Genomic DNA, 15,482 nt, shown 5'->3' with positions numbered 1-15,482 from the left:
CGTGAGGCGCTGACGAAAGTTCCCGGTCTCGACCCATCGACGGGGTCCGCACCCCGTCGATGGATCGAAGACGCTACTGCGCCAGCACCTTCCGCCCCGCGGCCACGATCTGCTCCAATTCGTGCCGGTGCTGGGCGCTGGCGTCGACGAGCGGCGCTCGCACCGAGCCGGCGTCGAGGCCGGTGAACGAAACCCCCGCCTTCACCAGAGCGACCGCGTATCCGGGGGTGGTGTCGCGAAGCCGAACCAGAGGATGGAAGAACTCGCGGTTGAGCGAGTCGACCAGCTCGGTGTCGTCCTCCTCCAGCGCCCGGTAATAGGCGAGAGACACGTCCGGAGCGAATGCGAACGTCGCGGACGAATAGAGCGTGACGCCGATGCTGCGGTAGGCCCGCTGCGAGACCTCGGCGGTCGGGAGCCCGTTGAAGAACTGAAATTCTTTGTCGCCGAGAGAATCACGCAGAGTACGCACGATTCGTGACGTCAGGTCGAGGTCACCGACGCCGTCCTTGAACCCGACGACCTTCGGCAGTCGCGCGACCGCGAGAGCACTCTGCTCGGTGAACTGGCCGTTCGCGCGGTGGTAGACGATGACCGGGAGGTCACTCGCCTCCGACACCTGCTTCACGTACTCCACCAGGCCCTGGGCCGGCGCTCCGACGAGGTAGGGCGGCAGGAGCAGGATGCCGTCCGCTCCCGCATCCTCGGCGATGGCCACGAATTCCTTGGCGACGGGGAGGGCTCCACCGGCGCCGGCGAAGACCGGGACACGGCCCTTCGTGGCCGTGACCACCGTTTCCACCACGGACCGGAGCTCGGCCGCCGACAGCGCGTGGAACTCGCCGGTGCCGCACGCGGCAAACACTCCACCCGGTCCGGCCGCGACACCGGATTCGATGTGCTGTGCCAGGGCGGGAAGATCGACGTCGCCGTTGCTGTCGAACGGGGTGACAGGGAAGAAGAGAACTCCGTCAAGCATGGTTGACTCCTTGGGTCATGGTCGGGTTTTCGTCGGAGAACTGAGTCGCGCTCAGTCGACGAGTCGTTCACCGGTGACGGTGGAGAACAGGTGGGTGCGCTCTGCCGCATACGACAGGGTGATCACCTCTCCGCGCTTCGGCGGGATGCGACCGTCGGCACGAACGACGATGGGCTGCTTGCGCCCGTGGATGTCCGCCTGGCCGTAGACGTACGCGTCGGCGCCGAGTTCTTCGACGACGTCGATGGTGACGTCGAGCCCGCTACCGGTGGTGATCACGAGATCCTCCGGACGCACACCGAGCGTGACCGAGCTTTCGCCGATGCCGACAATCGCACCACGCGGGACGGGGACCACGGCGCCACCGAAGCTGACACCGCCGTCGACGAGGGGAAGTTCGAGCAGGTTCATCGCGGGCGAGCCGATGAAACCGGCGACGAAGACGTTGTTCGGGTGCTCGTACATGCGGCGCGGAGTGTCGCACTGTTGGAGTACTCCGTCTTTCAGGACGGCGACGCGGTCACCCATCGTCATGGCCTCGACCTGATCGTGCGTCACGTAGACGGTGGTGGTGGCGAGACGACGCTGCAGCGCCGAGATCTGCGCGCGGGTCTGCACGCGGAGCTTGGCGTCGAGGTTGGACAGGGGCTCGTCCATCAGAAACACCTGCGGCTTGCGAACGATGGCGCGCCCCATGGCAACTCGCTGCCGCTGGCCACCCGAGAGGGCCTTGGGCTTACGGTCGAGGAACTTGGTGAGGTCGAGGATCCTGGCGGCATCCTGGACACGTCGCTTGATCTCCGCCTTGTCCTCGCCGGCGATGCGGAGGCCGAAGCCCATGTTCTCGCCCACCGTCATGTGCGGGTAGAGCGCGTAGTTCTGGAAGACCATGGCGATGTCACGGTCCTTCGGCTGGAACTCGGTGACATCGTTGCCGCCGATGGCGATCGTGCCCCTGTCCACGTCTTCGAGTCCCGCGAGCATGCGCAGGGACGTCGACTTGCCGCAGCCGGACGGTCCGACGAGGACGAGGAACTCGCCGTCCTCGATGTCGAGGTCCAGGTGATCGACCGCGGCCTTGTCGCCGCCGGGGAACAACTTGGTGACGCCTTGGAATGCGACTGTTGCCATGATGGTGGGTGGTCCCTTCACCGGCAGGAACGTGCCGGACGATCCGAGTGGGAGTGTGAAGCAAACGATTCGTTCACATACGTGAATCTTCGTCAAGATAGTGACTTCGTTTCGAAGTATGTACTACCGTGATGTGCATTACAAGGCTCACTCCCAGAGAGGTACGAGAAGACATGACCGACACCGCCTCGCGTCTGCTGATCACCGGCGCCGCAGGAAACATGGGCAAGATGCTGCGCCCCTTGCTCCGCAAGCCCGGCCGCACCCTGCGCCTGTTCGACATCGCCGACATCACCGACATCGACCCCGACCACGAGGAGTTCGTCCAGGGTTCGGTCACCGACCGCGCGGCCGTGGCTGCTGCGGTCGACGGCGTCGACGCCGTACTTCACCTGGGCGGACTCAGCACCGAGGACTCGTGGGAGAACATTCTGTCCGTCAACGTGGACGGCACCCAGGCGGTGTTCGAGGCCGCCGTCGCACACGGCGTGACGCGCGTGATCGCAGCGTCGAGCAACCACGCCGTCGGCTTCTGGACGCACGCGGAAGCCGGCTCGAACCCGCTGCCCGGCGACGTCTCGCCGCGTCCGGACGGGTTCTACGGCTGGAGCAAGGCAGCAGTCGAGGCGCTCGGCCGGCTGTACCACGATCGCTTCGGCATCGACGTCGTCAACCTGCGGATCGGCTCGAGCTTCGACCGGCCGCCCAACTATCGCGGCCTCGCGTCCTGGATGTCACCGGCCGACACCGCGCGCCTGATCGAGGCCGCACTGTCCGACTCCGCCAAGGGATTTCACACCGTGTGGGGCATCTCGCGGAACACTCGCAGCTGGTGGTCCGCAGCAGAGGGCGCAGCGATCGGGTACGAACCCCAGGACGACGCAGAGGTCTTCGCCGACGAGTTCCTGGCCGACCACGAATGGACGTTCGACGACCCGATCCTCCAGCGGGTCGGCGGCGCGTTCTGCGACCACCCGCTCGGACAACGGATGCGCTGATTGCCATCCGGGGTGGGCACCAGCGATGGTGCCCACCCCGGGTGCGTCAGACGGAGTAGTCGCCGACGATGCGCCCCAACGCGTCGAGCTGCACCTTGTTGACCAACCCGAGGTGATACAGGTGCAGCTCATTGGCTCCGGCCGCGACCGTGGCCGCGACATGGCTGCTCACGTCGTCGAGATTCTTCGGTGGCAACACCGACACATAGGCGCCGACGTCGACGGCCTCCCCGACGATCGCACGGGTGTCCTTCGTGACGGCGACGGTTTCGGCCGTCCCCGGCCAGGCCGAGACGAGTACGGCGTCGACGTCTCCCGAAGCAGCCGAGGTCAGCGCAGGCGACGGCCCGGTCTTCCAGGGGTTCGGGTGGCAATGCAGCGTGACGCGGGCCGACGGGATCTCCGCACGCACGGCGCCGAGCACCGCACCCCGGAGAGCGTCGGCGTCCGCGTGGCGCACCGACAGCGCCGCGTCGGCCTCCGCCTCGCCGAGGATGTCGGTGATCGCGGCGTCCGGAGCGAGCGTCCCCATGGACAGCGCATCCACGCCGGAACGCAGCTTCGCGATCATCTTGTCCGGATCGACACCGCGCTCCGCCCACAGTGCGCGTTCCCGTTCGGTGCAGCTGATCGACATCAACGTGTCGCCGATGCCCGGAAATGCGCCATCGGTCTTCTCGTGCGGGCCGACGTGGGCGATCCCCAGCTGTCCGCATGCTTCGATCGACACACCGTGGAGGTCGACACCGCGCACCGCCTCCGCCGCCAGGGTGCGGGCGTACCGGACGATGTCGGGATGCCCGGGCGCGAGCGCGTACGGGTAGCGGTCGCCGAAGCAGTTGACGACGGTGACATCGGGATGCGCGTGCCCCAGAACGGTGCTGTGGGACAGAACGATCCATGCGTTCACGCGGATGCCCGCGTCGATCAGGATTCGAGCCGCATCGGCGAACGCATCCTCGGATCCGCCCCACGTCGCTGCCCTGGCCGTGACCACGTTCCCGTCCCACGCGCCAGGTCGGACGGGGCGGTACAGCGCGGCGTGATGCGCGTCGACCACCTTGTGGGCCGGATGCAACGGGGTCGCCGCGCGGGTCGAGTGATAGCTGGCGGCGAGCGAGATCTCGGCGACTCCGAGCGTGCGCGCTCGGTCGACGAAGTGCGGATCACCGAGCACGTCCCACGGATAGGCGTGCGCGACGATGCGATCGACAGTTCTTCCGGACATGCGGTTCCCCTCAACGGTTCGAGTACAGAGTTCGATAGACAAGACGGAGTTCACACATGGGAACACACCTTTCGGCCGGCTGTCCACGACCGACCCCGGCCGACCCGCCTCGCGACGCCGTTCGCGAGGCTCTCGGCGTAACGGACGAACTGGCGGCGGGCACACCCGACGTGACGTACGGCAGGTCGTGGATTCGACACGGTGTCGCCGGTCGCGCACTCACCTGGGCGGCCGGTGACGACGGTCCGGACACCGCGGGCTGGCTCCTCCGCCCCAGCCACGCGGGCGAGAACACGGCTCGCCCTGCAGTCCTGCTGATGCACGCGCACGACGGCGTCAAGTTCTACGGCAAGGAAAAGGTGGCCGACGGTCCCGACGGAGCCTCACCGGGCGTCCCCGAACTCCGGACCAGCGGTTACGAAAGTAGGTCGGTCGCAACAGGACTCGTGCACGCAGGTTTCGTCGTCCTCGTCCACGACGTGTTCCCCTGGGGCAGCCGGCGCGTGCCCTGGCCGGAACTCCCGGGCCGAGCCACAGCAGCCGGATACGCCGCATTCCCACCTGGTCCGGACACTCCCGAGATCCGTCGGCGCCGATACGACGCGGCAGCCCGCGAGCACGAACACGGCCTTGCCAAAGTCGCCGCCCTGACAGGCACCTCGCTCGCCGGCAAAGTCGTCGCCGAGGACCTTCGGGCGCTGAACGTGCTCCTCACGACCGAAGGCGTCGATCCGAACCGGGTCGCCGCCGCGGGATTCTCGGGCGGCGGCGCTCGCGTCGCACATCTGCTGGCGTGTTCGACACGCCTGCGAGCAGGGGTGATCACCGCGATGATGAGCACTTTCGCGGATGTCGCGGACGGCAGAGCAGACGATACGACGTGGCTGATGATCACTCCGGGCCTGCCGGCGGTGTGCGACTGGCCCGAGATCGCCGCATGCCATGCGCCGCGGCCGCTGCTGGTTCAGTTCGCGCTGGACGACTCCCACTTCAGCCGGCAGGGAATGCGCGACTCCGAGGCCGTGCTGCGTCGGGCGTACGACGGGTCCGAGGCGCTCACCACGCAGTGGTCTGCAGGCGGACACCGGTTTTCGGCCGAAATGCAGGTCGAGGCCGCCGAGTGGCTCGTCCGCAATGTCTAGGCGAACACTCTTGACAGACCCTTGTGACTGCCGTCATAGTGAGTTCGACAATTCACATAGAGGACGTGAGTTCACATACATGAACGAGACGCGCAGACGCCGCCACCGGAACCCAATCCACACACCGGGTATCTCAGGCAGGCCGGAGGGCGCTTCGTTCCCACCACCTTCCACGCTGACGAGCCACCCCCGTGATCTCGCCTCGGCAGCAGTAGCCACAATCCCCTGACCCGCCGGCGCGACCGGCACCGAACTTCGGAGCGTGCACCATGGTCACCACCACCTCCCCCCGGCCAGGAGGGCAGTCCGCGCCGGCGGCGCCGGCCTCTCACGGTCGAACCCGTCGCAGACCGGCCTGGCGCAGAGCCTGTGCCCCATACATCCTGATCGCACCGGTGGTCATCCTGCTGACCGTCTTCATCTTCTACCCGGTCGGTAGCGTCTTCTACTACAGCCTGCAGTACTACAACCCCACGACGCCGTGGGACAACGGCTTCGCCGGCCTCGACAACTTCCGGCTGATGTTCGCCGACTCCCTCTTCTGGACCAGCCTGGTCACCACGGCGAAATGGGTCGGATTCCAGGTCGTGTTCCAGTTGGTCCTCGGACTCGGGCTCGCCTTGCTGGTCAACGAGGTGTTCCGGGGCCGTGGCCTGGCACGCGCCCTCGTGTTCTCCCCCTGGGCGGTGTCCGGTGTCCTCACCACCGGCATCTGGCTGCTGATCTACAACCCGTCGACCGGCCTCTTCAAGCTTCTCGGAAACATGGGAATCGGCGACGGCACCGCCGCTCCCATCGCCGATCCGGACACCGCGTTCTGGGCGACGGGCGTCGCGGAACTGTGGCGCGGTGTGCCGTTCTTCGCCATTCTCATCCTGGCCGAGCTGCAGAGCGCCCCCAAGGACCTGTACGAGGCCGCCAACGTGGACGGTGCCAACCGCTGGCAGCGCTTTCGCTTCGTCACCCTTCCGCACCTCAAGGCCGTCATCATCCTGTCGACTCTGCTGCGCGGTGTGTGGGAGTTCAACAACGTCGATCTGCTGTACACCCTCACGGCCGGCGGCCCGGCCGACGTCACCACGACACTGCCGCTGTACGTCTCACAGCTCGCAACCACTGCCCAGGACTTCGGATACGGCTCGGCACTCACCACGGTCGCATTCGTGATCCTGCTGTTCTGCTCGATCCTCTACTTGCGCCTGAGCAAGTTCAACAGTGAGAAGGTCTGACCGTCGTGACCACCACCACCGATCGTCCCGCCGTTGCGCTGTCCGAGCCGGACACCTCCGGGAAGCTGCGCCTACACAGGAAGAAGCCGCGCCTGTTCAGCGTCGGACTGCCACTCGCGCTGTACCTGCTGTTCACTCTCGTCCCGTTCTACTGGATGATCGTGTTCGCCTTCCGGCCCGCCGGATCGAATTCGATGCTCCCCTGGCCCATCACGTTCGAGCACTTCGACACCGTGTGGAACACCCTCGGCTTCAGCTTCTTCTTCAAGAACAGCCTCATCGTTGCCGCGTTGTCCCTCGTTCTGACCACGTTCGTCGCACTGGCCACCGGATATGCGTTGGCCCGCTTCAAGTTCCGCGCCAAGATCCCGTTGGTGATGGCACTGCTCTGCAGCCAGTTCGTGCCCGGCGCCATGCTGCTCATCCCCCTGTTCCAGGTGTTCCGCGAGATGAACCTCGTCAACAACCTGACCGGCCTCATCGTCGCCGACACCGTGTTCCAGCTTCCACTCGCCGCCATGCTGATGGCAGGTTTCATCGCGCAGATCCCGGTGGAGCTGGAAGAAGCCGCAATGGTCGACGGCTGCTCACGCCTGCGCGCGTTCCGCATCATCATGCTGCCGCTGCTGCGGCCCGGCCTGATCGCCGTCGGATCGTTCGCCTTCATCGGCAGCTGGAACAACTTCCTGTTCGGCCTGATGTTCATCAGTAGCCAGGACAAGTTCACTCTGCCGGTCGGACTCAGCTACACCATCGGCTCCTACAACGTCGACTTCGGAGTTCTCGCCGCCGGCGGTCTGATCGCCGCGGTGCCGGTCGTCGCCGTCTTCGCCGTCATCCAGAAGTACCTCGTCCAGGGCTTGAGCGCCGGCGCGGTCAAGGGCTGATCATGACTTTCGAAAAGAGGATCCACATGAACCGGCGAACGCTCCTGCGTTCCACCCTGGTAGGCGCGGCGGCCATGCTCGTGCTCGCCTCCTGCAGTTCCGAAACCTCCCTGCCCGACGGAGCACTCGGCGACCCGAACAACGCCCGGCTCACCTTCTGGGACAACAACGCCGGACCGGACCGCACTCCGCTGTACGAGGAGCTGATCCGGCGGTTCGAGGCCGCCAACCCCGGCATCGACATCGAATACGTGGGCCTGCCGTCGGACAGCGCCCAGCAGAAGTATCAGACCGCGCTCGCCGGCGGCTCGGCGCCCGATCTCGGGATCGTCTCGACCGCCTACCTGGCCCCGCTCGTCGCCCAGAACGCCGTCATCTCACTCGACGACTTCGTGGCGGCGTCACCGCAGCACGACGAATACGACGCCGGAATTCTCGAGTCGGCACGTGAATCCGGCGGCGGCGAGCACCTGTACGGTCTCCCCTACACCAGCAACAACGCCACCCTCTGGTACCGCACCGACTGGTTCGCCGAAGCCGGGATCGAACCCCCCGACACGTACGACGAGTTCTACGAGGCCGCAAAGACTCTGACCGACAAGGACGACGGCCGTTACGGATTCACCATCCGCGGTGGCGCCGGATCGATCTACCCGCTGCTGCAGTACATGTTCGCCAGCACCGGTATCGAGAACTTCTTCGAAGACGGCGAGTCGACGCTGAACCGTCCCGAGATGGTCGACGCCATCGAACGCTTCGCAGCTCTCTACGACGTCGACACCCCGACCGCCGACGTGAACAACGGCTTCCCGCAGATGGTCGCGAGCTTCGGCGGCGGCTCGGTGGCCATGATGCAGCACAACCTCGGCTCGCTGAGCAACCACGAGAAGGCTCTCGGCGACAAGGCCGGAGCTGTGGCGCTGCCGCGTAACGAAGACGGAAAGCGCACTGTCATGACGGACCCGTTCCCGTCGTACACCGTGTTCAAGAGCAGCACGAATCAGGCCGCGGCGTGGAAGTTCGTCGAGTTCATGACGTCCCAGGAATCGCAGGCGTACTGGAACGAGCGCGTCGGACAGATCCCGGTCAACAAGACCGCTCGTTCGGCTCCCGAGTTCGCGAACATGCCGTCGGTGCAGGCTGCGCTCGCGGCACTGGACGACCCGGAAACCGTACTGGTCACCCCTCCGGACTACCTCCCCGACTTCGGGAAGATCGTTCAGGTGCAGATGCTCGGCCAGTGGCAGAAGGTGCTCATCGGGCAGCTCAGCGCACAGGATTTCGCTGACGACTTCGCCGAGAAACTCGATCGTTCCATGGCCAAGTACATCGCCCGCCAGGGCAAGTAGAAGATTTCGAACAGGAAGCGAATCATCATGTCCAGCGTGATCACAGAAGTCGCCGTGCAGGTTTTCAAGACCGAGGCACGCACCTCGGTCGACTCGTACGGTCATCGCCATCCCGGCCCGTCCGTGCCTGCGACGGGGGCGCTCCTGCGGATCACCGATTCCGACGGCGTCAGCGGTTACGTTCTGGGCAAGCCGAACTACCTTCGGCAGGATCAGGTGGAGCAGCACTTCCGGCCTGTCCTGATCGGCTCCGATCCGCTGGCACGCGAGGCGATGGACAAGAAGTTCGCGATTCGTCAGCGAACCCGGGCGGTCGAACTTCCCGAGCACAGCTGCAGCTACCTGGACCAGGCATTGTGGGACCTGGTGGGCAACAGATTCGACACGCCGGTGTGGAAGCTGCTCGGCGGCGCGCGCACCGAGATCAAGGCGTATGCCAGCACCATGTGCGGCGACGACATCGAAGGCGGCCTCGCCACCCCGGAGGATTACGCGAACTTCGCGGTCGCGCTGAAGAGGCAGGGCTACCAGGGCATCAAGCTGCACACCTGGATGCCTCCGCTGCCGGGCTCCCCGAATCTGACCCGGGACATCGACGCGTGTGCCGCCGTGCGCGATGCCGTCGGCGAGAACTTTTCGCTGATGCTCGACGGGTACCACTGGTACTCGCGCACCGACGCTCTGAAGCTCGGTCGCGAGTTGGACCGGCTGAAGTTCGATTGGTTCGAGGAGCCGATGGACGAGTTCTCGCTGCGCTCGTACAAGTGGCTCGCCGACCAGATCGACACCCCGGTGATCGGACCCGAGACCACCCCGGGCCGGCACCGATCTCGTGCCGACTGGATTGCGAACGAGGCGTGCGACATCCTGCGCGTCGGGGCCATGAACGGTGGTGGCATCACACCGGCCCTGAAGACGATGCACATGGCCGAGGGCTTCGGACTCGAGTGCGAGATCCACGGCAACGGCGCCCCCAACCTCGCACTCGTCGGAGCAGGCAACAACGTCCAGTGGTACGAGCGCGGTCTGCTGCACCCGCACGTGGATTACGACTGGGTGCCGCCGCACCTGAATTCCATCGTCGATCCCGTCGACGAGAACGGCATGGTGGCGATGCCGCAGAGGCCGGGCCTCGGCGAGGACATCGATCTCGCGTACATCGAGGCCAACCTCGTTGCGGAGTACTGAATGCGCCACGTCGCCGGCACCGAACACGCGTCAGTAGGTGATATCGCGTTCAGAATGAGAGATAGTGTCTTCATGGTGACAGAAGACATGCGTGGGGCACCGCCGGAAACCCAACCGGTCAAATCTGCCGAACGCACCATCCACATCCTCGAGACGCTCGCCGCATCGCCGACGCGTATGAGCCTCGGCGAGTTGCAGGAAGCGTGCAAGTATCCGCGCTCGAGCCTCCACGCTCTCCTGCGCACGCTCAAGGATCTGCGGTGGATCGAAGCCGACGAGTCGGGGTCGCGCTACGGCATCGGCACCCATGCGCTGCTCGCCGGCACGTCGTACCTCGACAAGGATTCGGTCGTCTCGCGGGCAGCAGCGGTGCTCGAGGCGCTCCGGTCGGAAGTGAGCCATACCGTCCACTTCGCGCGGCGCGACGAGGCCAGCGTCATCTACCTCGCCAGCCGCGGTTCGAAGGTCGAGGTTCGGCGCATGCATCGCGTCGGCCGCAAACTGCCGTGTCACGTCACCGCACTCGGCCAGGCCCTGCTCGCCGAACTCACCACCGGTGAGGTCCGGGAGATTCTTCCCGCGAAACTCGAACGATTCACCGAGAACACCATCGTCGACATCGACGACCTCGTCACCGAACTCGGCGAGGTGCGCAACCGCGGGTGGGCCCTCGAACGAGAACAGGGGACGGTCGGTGTGGTGTGCATTGCGACCGTCGTGCCCTACCGAATCCCCGCCACCGACGCCCTCAGTGTGTCCATGCCCGCCGAGGTCGCGTCGTACCCGGGTGAGCTGGAGCGGATCGCCGGCGTGCTCACGAAGCACGCGTCCGCCTGGGCCCGGGAATTGAGGGCCGAAGGGGTGCGATGACGTGACGGAACCGATGGGCCCGAGACCGACCGGGGCCGCGTCGTGCGCCGTCGAGGTGTGCGGCCCGCCGGACCCTCCTGGTAGCTTTCAGATCGAATCGAGCACACTGACGGGCTTTGCGCGGTACCCGTTTGGCCACGAGCAGGAAGCGACACGATGGAGAACGGCATTTCCACCAATGGATCGGGAAGCAACGGCTCCGCCGGCACGAGCCCGGCGTCGGCGTCCCCTTTCGCTGAACCGAGCACCGGCGGGCTGACCGGCCGCAACGGCAACGGCAAGTCCACGACCAGCTCCGCCGAGACATTCACCTTCCCGCTGCCGACGCGCAGCTCGGGTTCGCACAGCACCGAGGAGCCGTCCGAAGCCTCCGACACGACGGCGCCGCCCGAGGCTCGTGGGCGCACCGTCATGCGACGCAACGCGATGGGAGTGGCAGCCGTGCGAGTCGCGGGCCGTCTTGCACACACCGAACTGATCGAGGAGCACCTCGCGTCGGCGAGCAGTCACTCGGCCGATCCCACCGTGGACGCCGACGAACTGCTGGCACTGCTCGGCGAGTACCTCGTCGCGGCCGGGTTCGAGCGCCCCGAGATCCACGCGAAGCTGAATGGCCAGTCGATCGTCGTCGACCTGCGCTCGCCGTCCGCGACCGCACGCTGACCCCCGCCCCCGGGCGCGGTCACGGCCACAGCACCTCGCGGAGCCACCGGTCGGACTCGCGGCGGTAGAACTGGCGCACATGCCTGCGCCCGGCGTCCGCCTGCCAGAACTCGACACTGTCGGGGACGATGCACCATGCCCGCCAGGTTCCCGACACGAAGTCGGGGTCGGCCTCGATGCGGGCCACCGCCGCCGCGACAGCGCGTTCGTATTCGGCGGGATCGTCCAGGACCTCACTCTGACGACTGGCGGCGGCCACGGCCCGCGCGGTGACCGACCGTTCGCGGAAGTCGCGGGCGGAGAGTGCCGGATCGCCCTCGACGACGGACCCGCGCACCCGCACCTGCCGGCCCTGTTCTCGCCAGTAGAACGACAGTGCCGCAACTGTATTCGCGGCCAGCGCACGACCCTTCGGTGAGCGCGTGTCACCCGAGAACCAGAAGCCCTGCTCCGTGACGTCCTTGAGGAGCAGGAAACGCGCGTCCGGATTGCCTTCGGCATCGACGGTCGACAGCGCGGCTGCGTGCGGTTCCGGAACACCGGCCGCTACGGCCTGCGTGATCCAGTCGAGAAACAGCGCGATCGGCGACTCCGGAAGCGTATCGACGGGCGGAGGCGTCTCGCCGCCGAGTGCGGGCAGGGCGCGAATCCATGCGCGGGTGTCCGGAAACGACGAACGGTCGGGTGATGTCGGCATGTGCCGACAGTAGCCGCGGCCCGAATCTTCAGGCCGGCGCGGCCGGATCCGTCGGCCCCACCAGCATCCAGCGGTGACCGAACGGATCGATGAGTGTCGCGTTGCGGTGTCCGTGGCCCTCCGAGATCCACCGTTCCACGGTGCCACCGGCGTCGCGGGCACCCACCAGGACGGCATCGGGGTCGTCGACGGACAACATCAGGCTCACGGACGTCGAACCGGATTCCGGCGCGGTCAGGCCCATCTCGGGGAATTCCTCGGCGAGATAGATCATGCCGGTCGGCAACCTCAGTTCCGCGTGACCGACTCGCCCGTCGTCCATGACGATCGGCTCACCCACCACCTCGGCGCCGAACACCTTGGAATACCACTCGATGGCCTCGACACCCCGCCGCACCGTCAGGTACGGCAGCGCGCCGGGAACGGGTACTTCCGGAGCCATCGTCACCTCCCAGTGTCCGCGGTGCGTCGAGTCCCAGTGTGCTCCCTCAGGCAGACGCTGGAGGTTGCAACATCGCCCACTTGTTGGAGGTGAGCCGGAAACTCGGGAAATCGGAGAGCGCCGCAACCGATTCCCAGGTGCGTTCGTAGCCGGTGTGCGTGATCCGCCAGTTGCCGTCGGGGCACCGAAGATAACGATCGTGATAATAGGCAGACCCGCGCAACAGCATGCCGTCCTCGGGAATCAGGGTGGTGTCCGCGAGAAACCACACCCCTACCGCGGTATCACCGGTGACGGTGATCTCGGGTTGTCCGCACTGGTGTTCGGTGATGACGTGGGTCCCGAGAGTGTTCTCGAGGAAGGACACGAATGAGTCACGGGAATCGAACGTGAGGTATTCGCTGTACGTCGCCGTGACGTCCGGGACCATCGTGTCGGCGAACTCCACCCACGACTTCGTGTCGAGCGCACGTGAGTAACGGTGCTTGAGCTGCTCGATCTGTTTGATTGCTTCGAGATCCATGACCCCCGCCTCCTGTGCAGCGAACATGCAAGCCCTGGACTGCAGATTAGTCGGATAATCTGCAGGTTCGCCTTGGTTTCCCCCGTTTTGCCCGGATCATGCATATTCAGGCCGTGATCCGGGACACGAAAAGGTTACGAAATGACTGCATGGCCTGCGCAACCGCACACTGTCGACAATACTTTAGGCTAGCCTCACCTGATGAGGATCCCGGCCGGCAGACCCCCGCCGGCCCGAGGATTCCACACACGCGAACGTCGATGCTCGGATTCTCCTGCTGCACAGCATTTTTGGATATCCGGTGCACCGCCCTTCGAGTCGAAGGGCCCACAATGCCGGACGCCGGACGGGATTGCTGTGACCCCGAATCCACAGGTATCTCGTCCGGCGCTATCGTGACGCTGACGTGGTCACGCGAGAGGGGAATCCATGGATCCGACCCGCTTACCGGTGATCGTCGGAGTCGGCGACATCCGCTCCGGCCGTGCGGGCGATCCGGCAGCCCCGCGCGAACCGCTCGACCTGATCACCGACGCCGCGGGTGCCGCTCTCGCCGACAGCGGCTCCGCGACCCTCGGCTTCCGGATCGACGCGATCCATGCGGTGAAGACCGTCAGCTGGTCGTACGACGACCTTCCCGAACTGCTGGCCGCCCGGTTGAATCTGCCGTCACCACGATCGAGCACGTCCCCGATCGGCGGCCACTGGCCCGCGGCGCTCCTCGACCGCATCGGCGACGACATCGCCGCGGGCCGGTCGTCGGCTGCGCTCCTCGTCGGCGGTGAGGCGCAGGCGACCATGACGGCGCTCCGGAAGTCGGGCACCGATCCCGCGACGCTGGGCTGGGCGTCGGCGCCGGGCGGTCCCCCCGCCTTCGACCCGGCGGATCTCGGGAGTCCCGCGATGCAGCGCGCAGGCCTGATCGTTCCGACCCGGGTGTACCCGTTGTTCGAGAACCGGGTCGCCCACGAGTCGGGCCTCGGCCCCGACGCGTCGCTGGCGGACTCGGCCCGGATGTATTCGGCCTTCTCCGAACTGGCGGCGAAGAACCCGGCGTCGTGGACGTCCGAGGTGTATTCCGCCGAGGAGATCGCCACGGTGAGTCCGGGCAACCGGATGGTGTGCGAGCCGTACCCGTTGATGCTCAACGCCATGCCGTTCGTCGATCAGGCCGCCGCGGTGCTGGTGTGCTCCCTGGCCGTCGCGCGGGACCACGGCGTTCCGGAGGACCGCAGGGTGTACCTGTGGGGCGGCGCGGGTGCCACCGATCCCGTGGACGTACTGAGCCGCAACGGTTTCGGCACGTCCCCGGCGATGACGGACGCGGTGCGCCGAGCACTGGCGCGGGCCTCGATCGACGCCTCGGCACTCGACATCGTCGACGCGTACAGCTGCTTCCCGGTGGTGCCGAAGCTTCTGACCCGCACGCTCGGCCTGCCCGCAAGCATCGTGCCGAGCGTGACGGGCGGCCACTCCTTCTTCGGCGGTCCCCTCAACAGTTACACGCTGCACTCGATCGCCGAGGTCACCCGAAGACTGCGGGAGGGCGCGGGACCGGCCCTGATCCACGGCAACGGCGGCTATCTGACGTACCAGCACGTCGTGTTGCTGGCGGGCGCCCCGCACCCGGGCGGATACGTCGGCGATCCGGAACCGTCGCAACTCGCGTCGGAGGCGCCGGAAGTCGTCACCGGATACGAAGGACTAGCCGCAAAGCCGTGTAGTTAGCGGGGACGGCTGGCGGTCAAGAATGCGGGTCTTGGGCGTGTCGTGCGCGAATGGGTAGCGGAGCTCCGGTAGAAGAGGGCGTCCTCCAAGACATCCTCGACCCAGGAGCTCCGCTGACTACCGATTCTGTCATCACACGTGTCGTCACCGTCGCGGGAGGCCGGTTCGCCCCGGGTCATCTCGGGGAGCTGACCCGAATCGTGGGCTTCGACATGGTCGACGCCGCATTGGCCGAGACCGGCAAGGTCCAGGCCCGGGTACGTGATCTGCCCTCGCGGGTGGTGGTCTACCTGCTGCTGGCCGCCGGGCTGTTCGCCGAGGTGGGGTTCGGGCGGTGTGGCAGCGGATGATCGCCGGACTCGACGGGCTCGCGGTGGCCACCCCGACCGCCGGAGCGCTGGCCCAGGCCCGACGCCGGATCGGCCCGG

The 15,482-nt window shown here is 66.4% G+C and carries 15 protein-coding genes and 1 pseudogene; 10 read left to right on the top strand and 6 right to left on the bottom strand.

What is annotated here, in order from left to right:
- Positions 1 to 73 precede the first annotated feature (73 nt).
- Positions 74 to 979 (bottom strand): 5-dehydro-4-deoxyglucarate dehydratase, encoded by a 906-nt coding sequence (locus tag ACFVJ3_RS28780; protein WP_378455298.1) that lies wholly within the window; start codon positions 977 to 979, stop codon positions 74 to 76.
- 51 nt (positions 980 to 1,030) lie between these two features.
- A complete protein-coding gene (locus tag ACFVJ3_RS28775) occupies positions 1,031 to 2,110 on the bottom strand; it encodes an ABC transporter ATP-binding protein (protein WP_378455297.1) in 1,080 nt (359 codons plus the stop codon).
- A 173-nt stretch (positions 2,111 to 2,283) separates the two neighbouring features.
- Here ACFVJ3_RS28775 and ACFVJ3_RS28770 point away from each other — a divergent pair, with 173 nt between their 5' ends.
- On the top strand, positions 2,284 to 3,108 hold the full coding sequence (locus ACFVJ3_RS28770; RefSeq protein WP_378455296.1) for an NAD-dependent epimerase/dehydratase family protein: 825 nt from the start codon (positions 2,284 to 2,286) through the stop codon (positions 3,106 to 3,108).
- A gap of 46 nt (positions 3,109 to 3,154) precedes the next feature.
- Here the strand turns inward: ACFVJ3_RS28770 and ACFVJ3_RS28765 are convergent, their stop codons facing one another.
- Positions 3,155 to 4,336: a hypothetical protein gene (locus ACFVJ3_RS28765; RefSeq protein WP_378455295.1), complete on the bottom strand. Its 1,182-nt coding sequence runs from the start codon at positions 4,334 to 4,336 to the stop codon at positions 3,155 to 3,157.
- A 56-nt stretch (positions 4,337 to 4,392) separates the two neighbouring features.
- Between ACFVJ3_RS28765 and ACFVJ3_RS28760 the strand changes: the two genes are divergently transcribed.
- From ACFVJ3_RS28760 to ACFVJ3_RS28730, 7 genes are all read left to right on the top strand, one after another.
- On the top strand, positions 4,393 to 5,478 hold the full coding sequence (locus ACFVJ3_RS28760) for a hypothetical protein (RefSeq protein WP_378455294.1): 1,086 nt from the start codon (positions 4,393 to 4,395) through the stop codon (positions 5,476 to 5,478).
- Between the two features lie 395 nt (positions 5,479 to 5,873).
- Positions 5,874 to 6,707, top strand: coding sequence for a carbohydrate ABC transporter permease (locus tag ACFVJ3_RS28755; RefSeq protein ID WP_378455293.1), 834 nt, complete (start codon positions 5,874 to 5,876; stop codon positions 6,705 to 6,707).
- 5 nt (positions 6,708 to 6,712) lie between these two features.
- Positions 6,713 to 7,594, top strand: coding sequence for a carbohydrate ABC transporter permease (locus ACFVJ3_RS28750; RefSeq protein WP_378455292.1), 882 nt, complete (start codon positions 6,713 to 6,715; stop codon positions 7,592 to 7,594).
- Positions 7,595 to 7,620: 26 nt separating this feature from the next.
- Positions 7,621 to 8,943 (top strand): ABC transporter substrate-binding protein, encoded by a 1,323-nt coding sequence (locus tag ACFVJ3_RS28745; RefSeq protein ID WP_378455291.1) that lies wholly within the window; start codon positions 7,621 to 7,623, stop codon positions 8,941 to 8,943.
- A gap of 27 nt (positions 8,944 to 8,970) precedes the next feature.
- On the top strand, positions 8,971 to 10,131 hold the full coding sequence (locus ACFVJ3_RS28740; protein WP_378455290.1) for an enolase C-terminal domain-like protein: 1,161 nt from the start codon (positions 8,971 to 8,973) through the stop codon (positions 10,129 to 10,131).
- 72 nt (positions 10,132 to 10,203) lie between these two features.
- A complete protein-coding gene (locus tag ACFVJ3_RS28735; RefSeq protein ID WP_378455289.1) occupies positions 10,204 to 11,001 on the top strand; it encodes an IclR family transcriptional regulator in 798 nt (265 codons plus the stop codon).
- A 156-nt stretch (positions 11,002 to 11,157) separates the two neighbouring features.
- On the top strand, positions 11,158 to 11,664 hold the full coding sequence (locus ACFVJ3_RS28730) for a hypothetical protein (RefSeq protein ID WP_378455288.1): 507 nt from the start codon (positions 11,158 to 11,160) through the stop codon (positions 11,662 to 11,664).
- Positions 11,665 to 11,683: 19 nt separating this feature from the next.
- Here ACFVJ3_RS28730 and ACFVJ3_RS28725 read toward each other — a convergent pair whose 3' ends face one another.
- Genes ACFVJ3_RS28725 through ACFVJ3_RS28715 form a run of 3 tightly spaced genes read right to left on the bottom strand, consistent with a single transcriptional unit; the run spans position 11,684 to position 13,326 of the window.
- On the bottom strand, positions 11,684 to 12,361 hold the full coding sequence (locus tag ACFVJ3_RS28725; RefSeq protein WP_378455287.1) for a pyridoxal 5'-phosphate synthase: 678 nt from the start codon (positions 12,359 to 12,361) through the stop codon (positions 11,684 to 11,686).
- Between the two features lie 28 nt (positions 12,362 to 12,389).
- On the bottom strand, positions 12,390 to 12,803 hold the full coding sequence (locus ACFVJ3_RS28720) for a VOC family protein (protein WP_378455286.1): 414 nt from the start codon (positions 12,801 to 12,803) through the stop codon (positions 12,390 to 12,392).
- Positions 12,804 to 12,849: 46 nt separating this feature from the next.
- The gene (locus ACFVJ3_RS28715) at positions 12,850 to 13,326 is read right to left on the bottom strand and encodes a nuclear transport factor 2 family protein (protein WP_009478940.1); all 477 of its coding nucleotides are present in this window, start codon (positions 13,324 to 13,326) and stop codon (positions 12,850 to 12,852) included.
- 429 nt (positions 13,327 to 13,755) lie between these two features.
- Between ACFVJ3_RS28715 and ACFVJ3_RS28710 the strand changes: the two are divergent.
- Both ACFVJ3_RS28710 and ACFVJ3_RS28705 read left to right on the top strand, forming a co-directional pair.
- Positions 13,756 to 15,036, top strand: a pseudogene (locus tag ACFVJ3_RS28710) (acetyl-CoA acetyltransferase); the annotation flags it as partial.
- A gap of 68 nt (positions 15,037 to 15,104) precedes the next feature.
- On the top strand, positions 15,105 to 15,404 hold the full coding sequence (locus ACFVJ3_RS28705; RefSeq protein ID WP_378455285.1) for a transposase domain-containing protein: 300 nt from the start codon (positions 15,105 to 15,107) through the stop codon (positions 15,402 to 15,404).
- Positions 15,405 to 15,482 lie beyond the last annotated feature (78 nt).

Source organism: Rhodococcus sp. NPDC127593, assembly GCF_042671975.1.
In the GTDB taxonomy this organism is placed as follows: Bacteria; Actinomycetota; Actinomycetes; order Mycobacteriales; family Mycobacteriaceae; genus Rhodococcus_F.
The sequence above is the reverse complement of the archived record's forward strand: the minus strand, read 5'-3'. Positions and strand labels throughout refer to the sequence as shown.

Excerpts from the sequence above, each read along its gene's own strand:
- ACFVJ3_RS28780 (WP_378455298.1), bottom strand. The coding sequence starts at position 979 with ATGCTTGACGGAGTTCTCTTCTTCCCTGTCACCCCGTTCGACAGCAAC.
- ACFVJ3_RS28775 (WP_378455297.1), bottom strand. The coding sequence starts at position 2,110 with ATGGCAACAGTCGCATTCCAAGGCGTCACCAAGTTGTTCCCCGGCGGC.
- ACFVJ3_RS28770 (WP_378455296.1), top strand. The coding sequence starts at position 2,284 with ATGACCGACACCGCCTCGCGTCTGCTGATCACCGGCGCCGCAGGAAAC.
- ACFVJ3_RS28765 (WP_378455295.1), bottom strand. The coding sequence starts at position 4,336 with ATGTCCGGAAGAACTGTCGATCGCATCGTCGCGCACGCCTATCCGTGG.
- ACFVJ3_RS28760 (WP_378455294.1), top strand. The coding sequence starts at position 4,393 with ATGGGAACACACCTTTCGGCCGGCTGTCCACGACCGACCCCGGCCGAC.
- ACFVJ3_RS28745 (WP_378455291.1), top strand. The coding sequence starts at position 7,621 with ATGAACCGGCGAACGCTCCTGCGTTCCACCCTGGTAGGCGCGGCGGCC.
- ACFVJ3_RS28740 (WP_378455290.1), top strand. The coding sequence starts at position 8,971 with ATGTCCAGCGTGATCACAGAAGTCGCCGTGCAGGTTTTCAAGACCGAG.
- ACFVJ3_RS28735 (WP_378455289.1), top strand. The coding sequence starts at position 10,204 with ATGGTGACAGAAGACATGCGTGGGGCACCGCCGGAAACCCAACCGGTC.
- ACFVJ3_RS28730 (WP_378455288.1), top strand. The coding sequence starts at position 11,158 with ATGGAGAACGGCATTTCCACCAATGGATCGGGAAGCAACGGCTCCGCC.
- ACFVJ3_RS28725 (WP_378455287.1), bottom strand. The coding sequence starts at position 12,361 with ATGCCGACATCACCCGACCGTTCGTCGTTTCCGGACACCCGCGCATGG.
- ACFVJ3_RS28720 (WP_378455286.1), bottom strand. The coding sequence starts at position 12,803 with ATGGCTCCGGAAGTACCCGTTCCCGGCGCGCTGCCGTACCTGACGGTG.
- ACFVJ3_RS28715 (WP_009478940.1), bottom strand. The coding sequence starts at position 13,326 with ATGGATCTCGAAGCAATCAAACAGATCGAGCAGCTCAAGCACCGTTAC.
- ACFVJ3_RS28705 (WP_378455285.1), top strand. The coding sequence starts at position 15,105 with ATGGGTAGCGGAGCTCCGGTAGAAGAGGGCGTCCTCCAAGACATCCTC.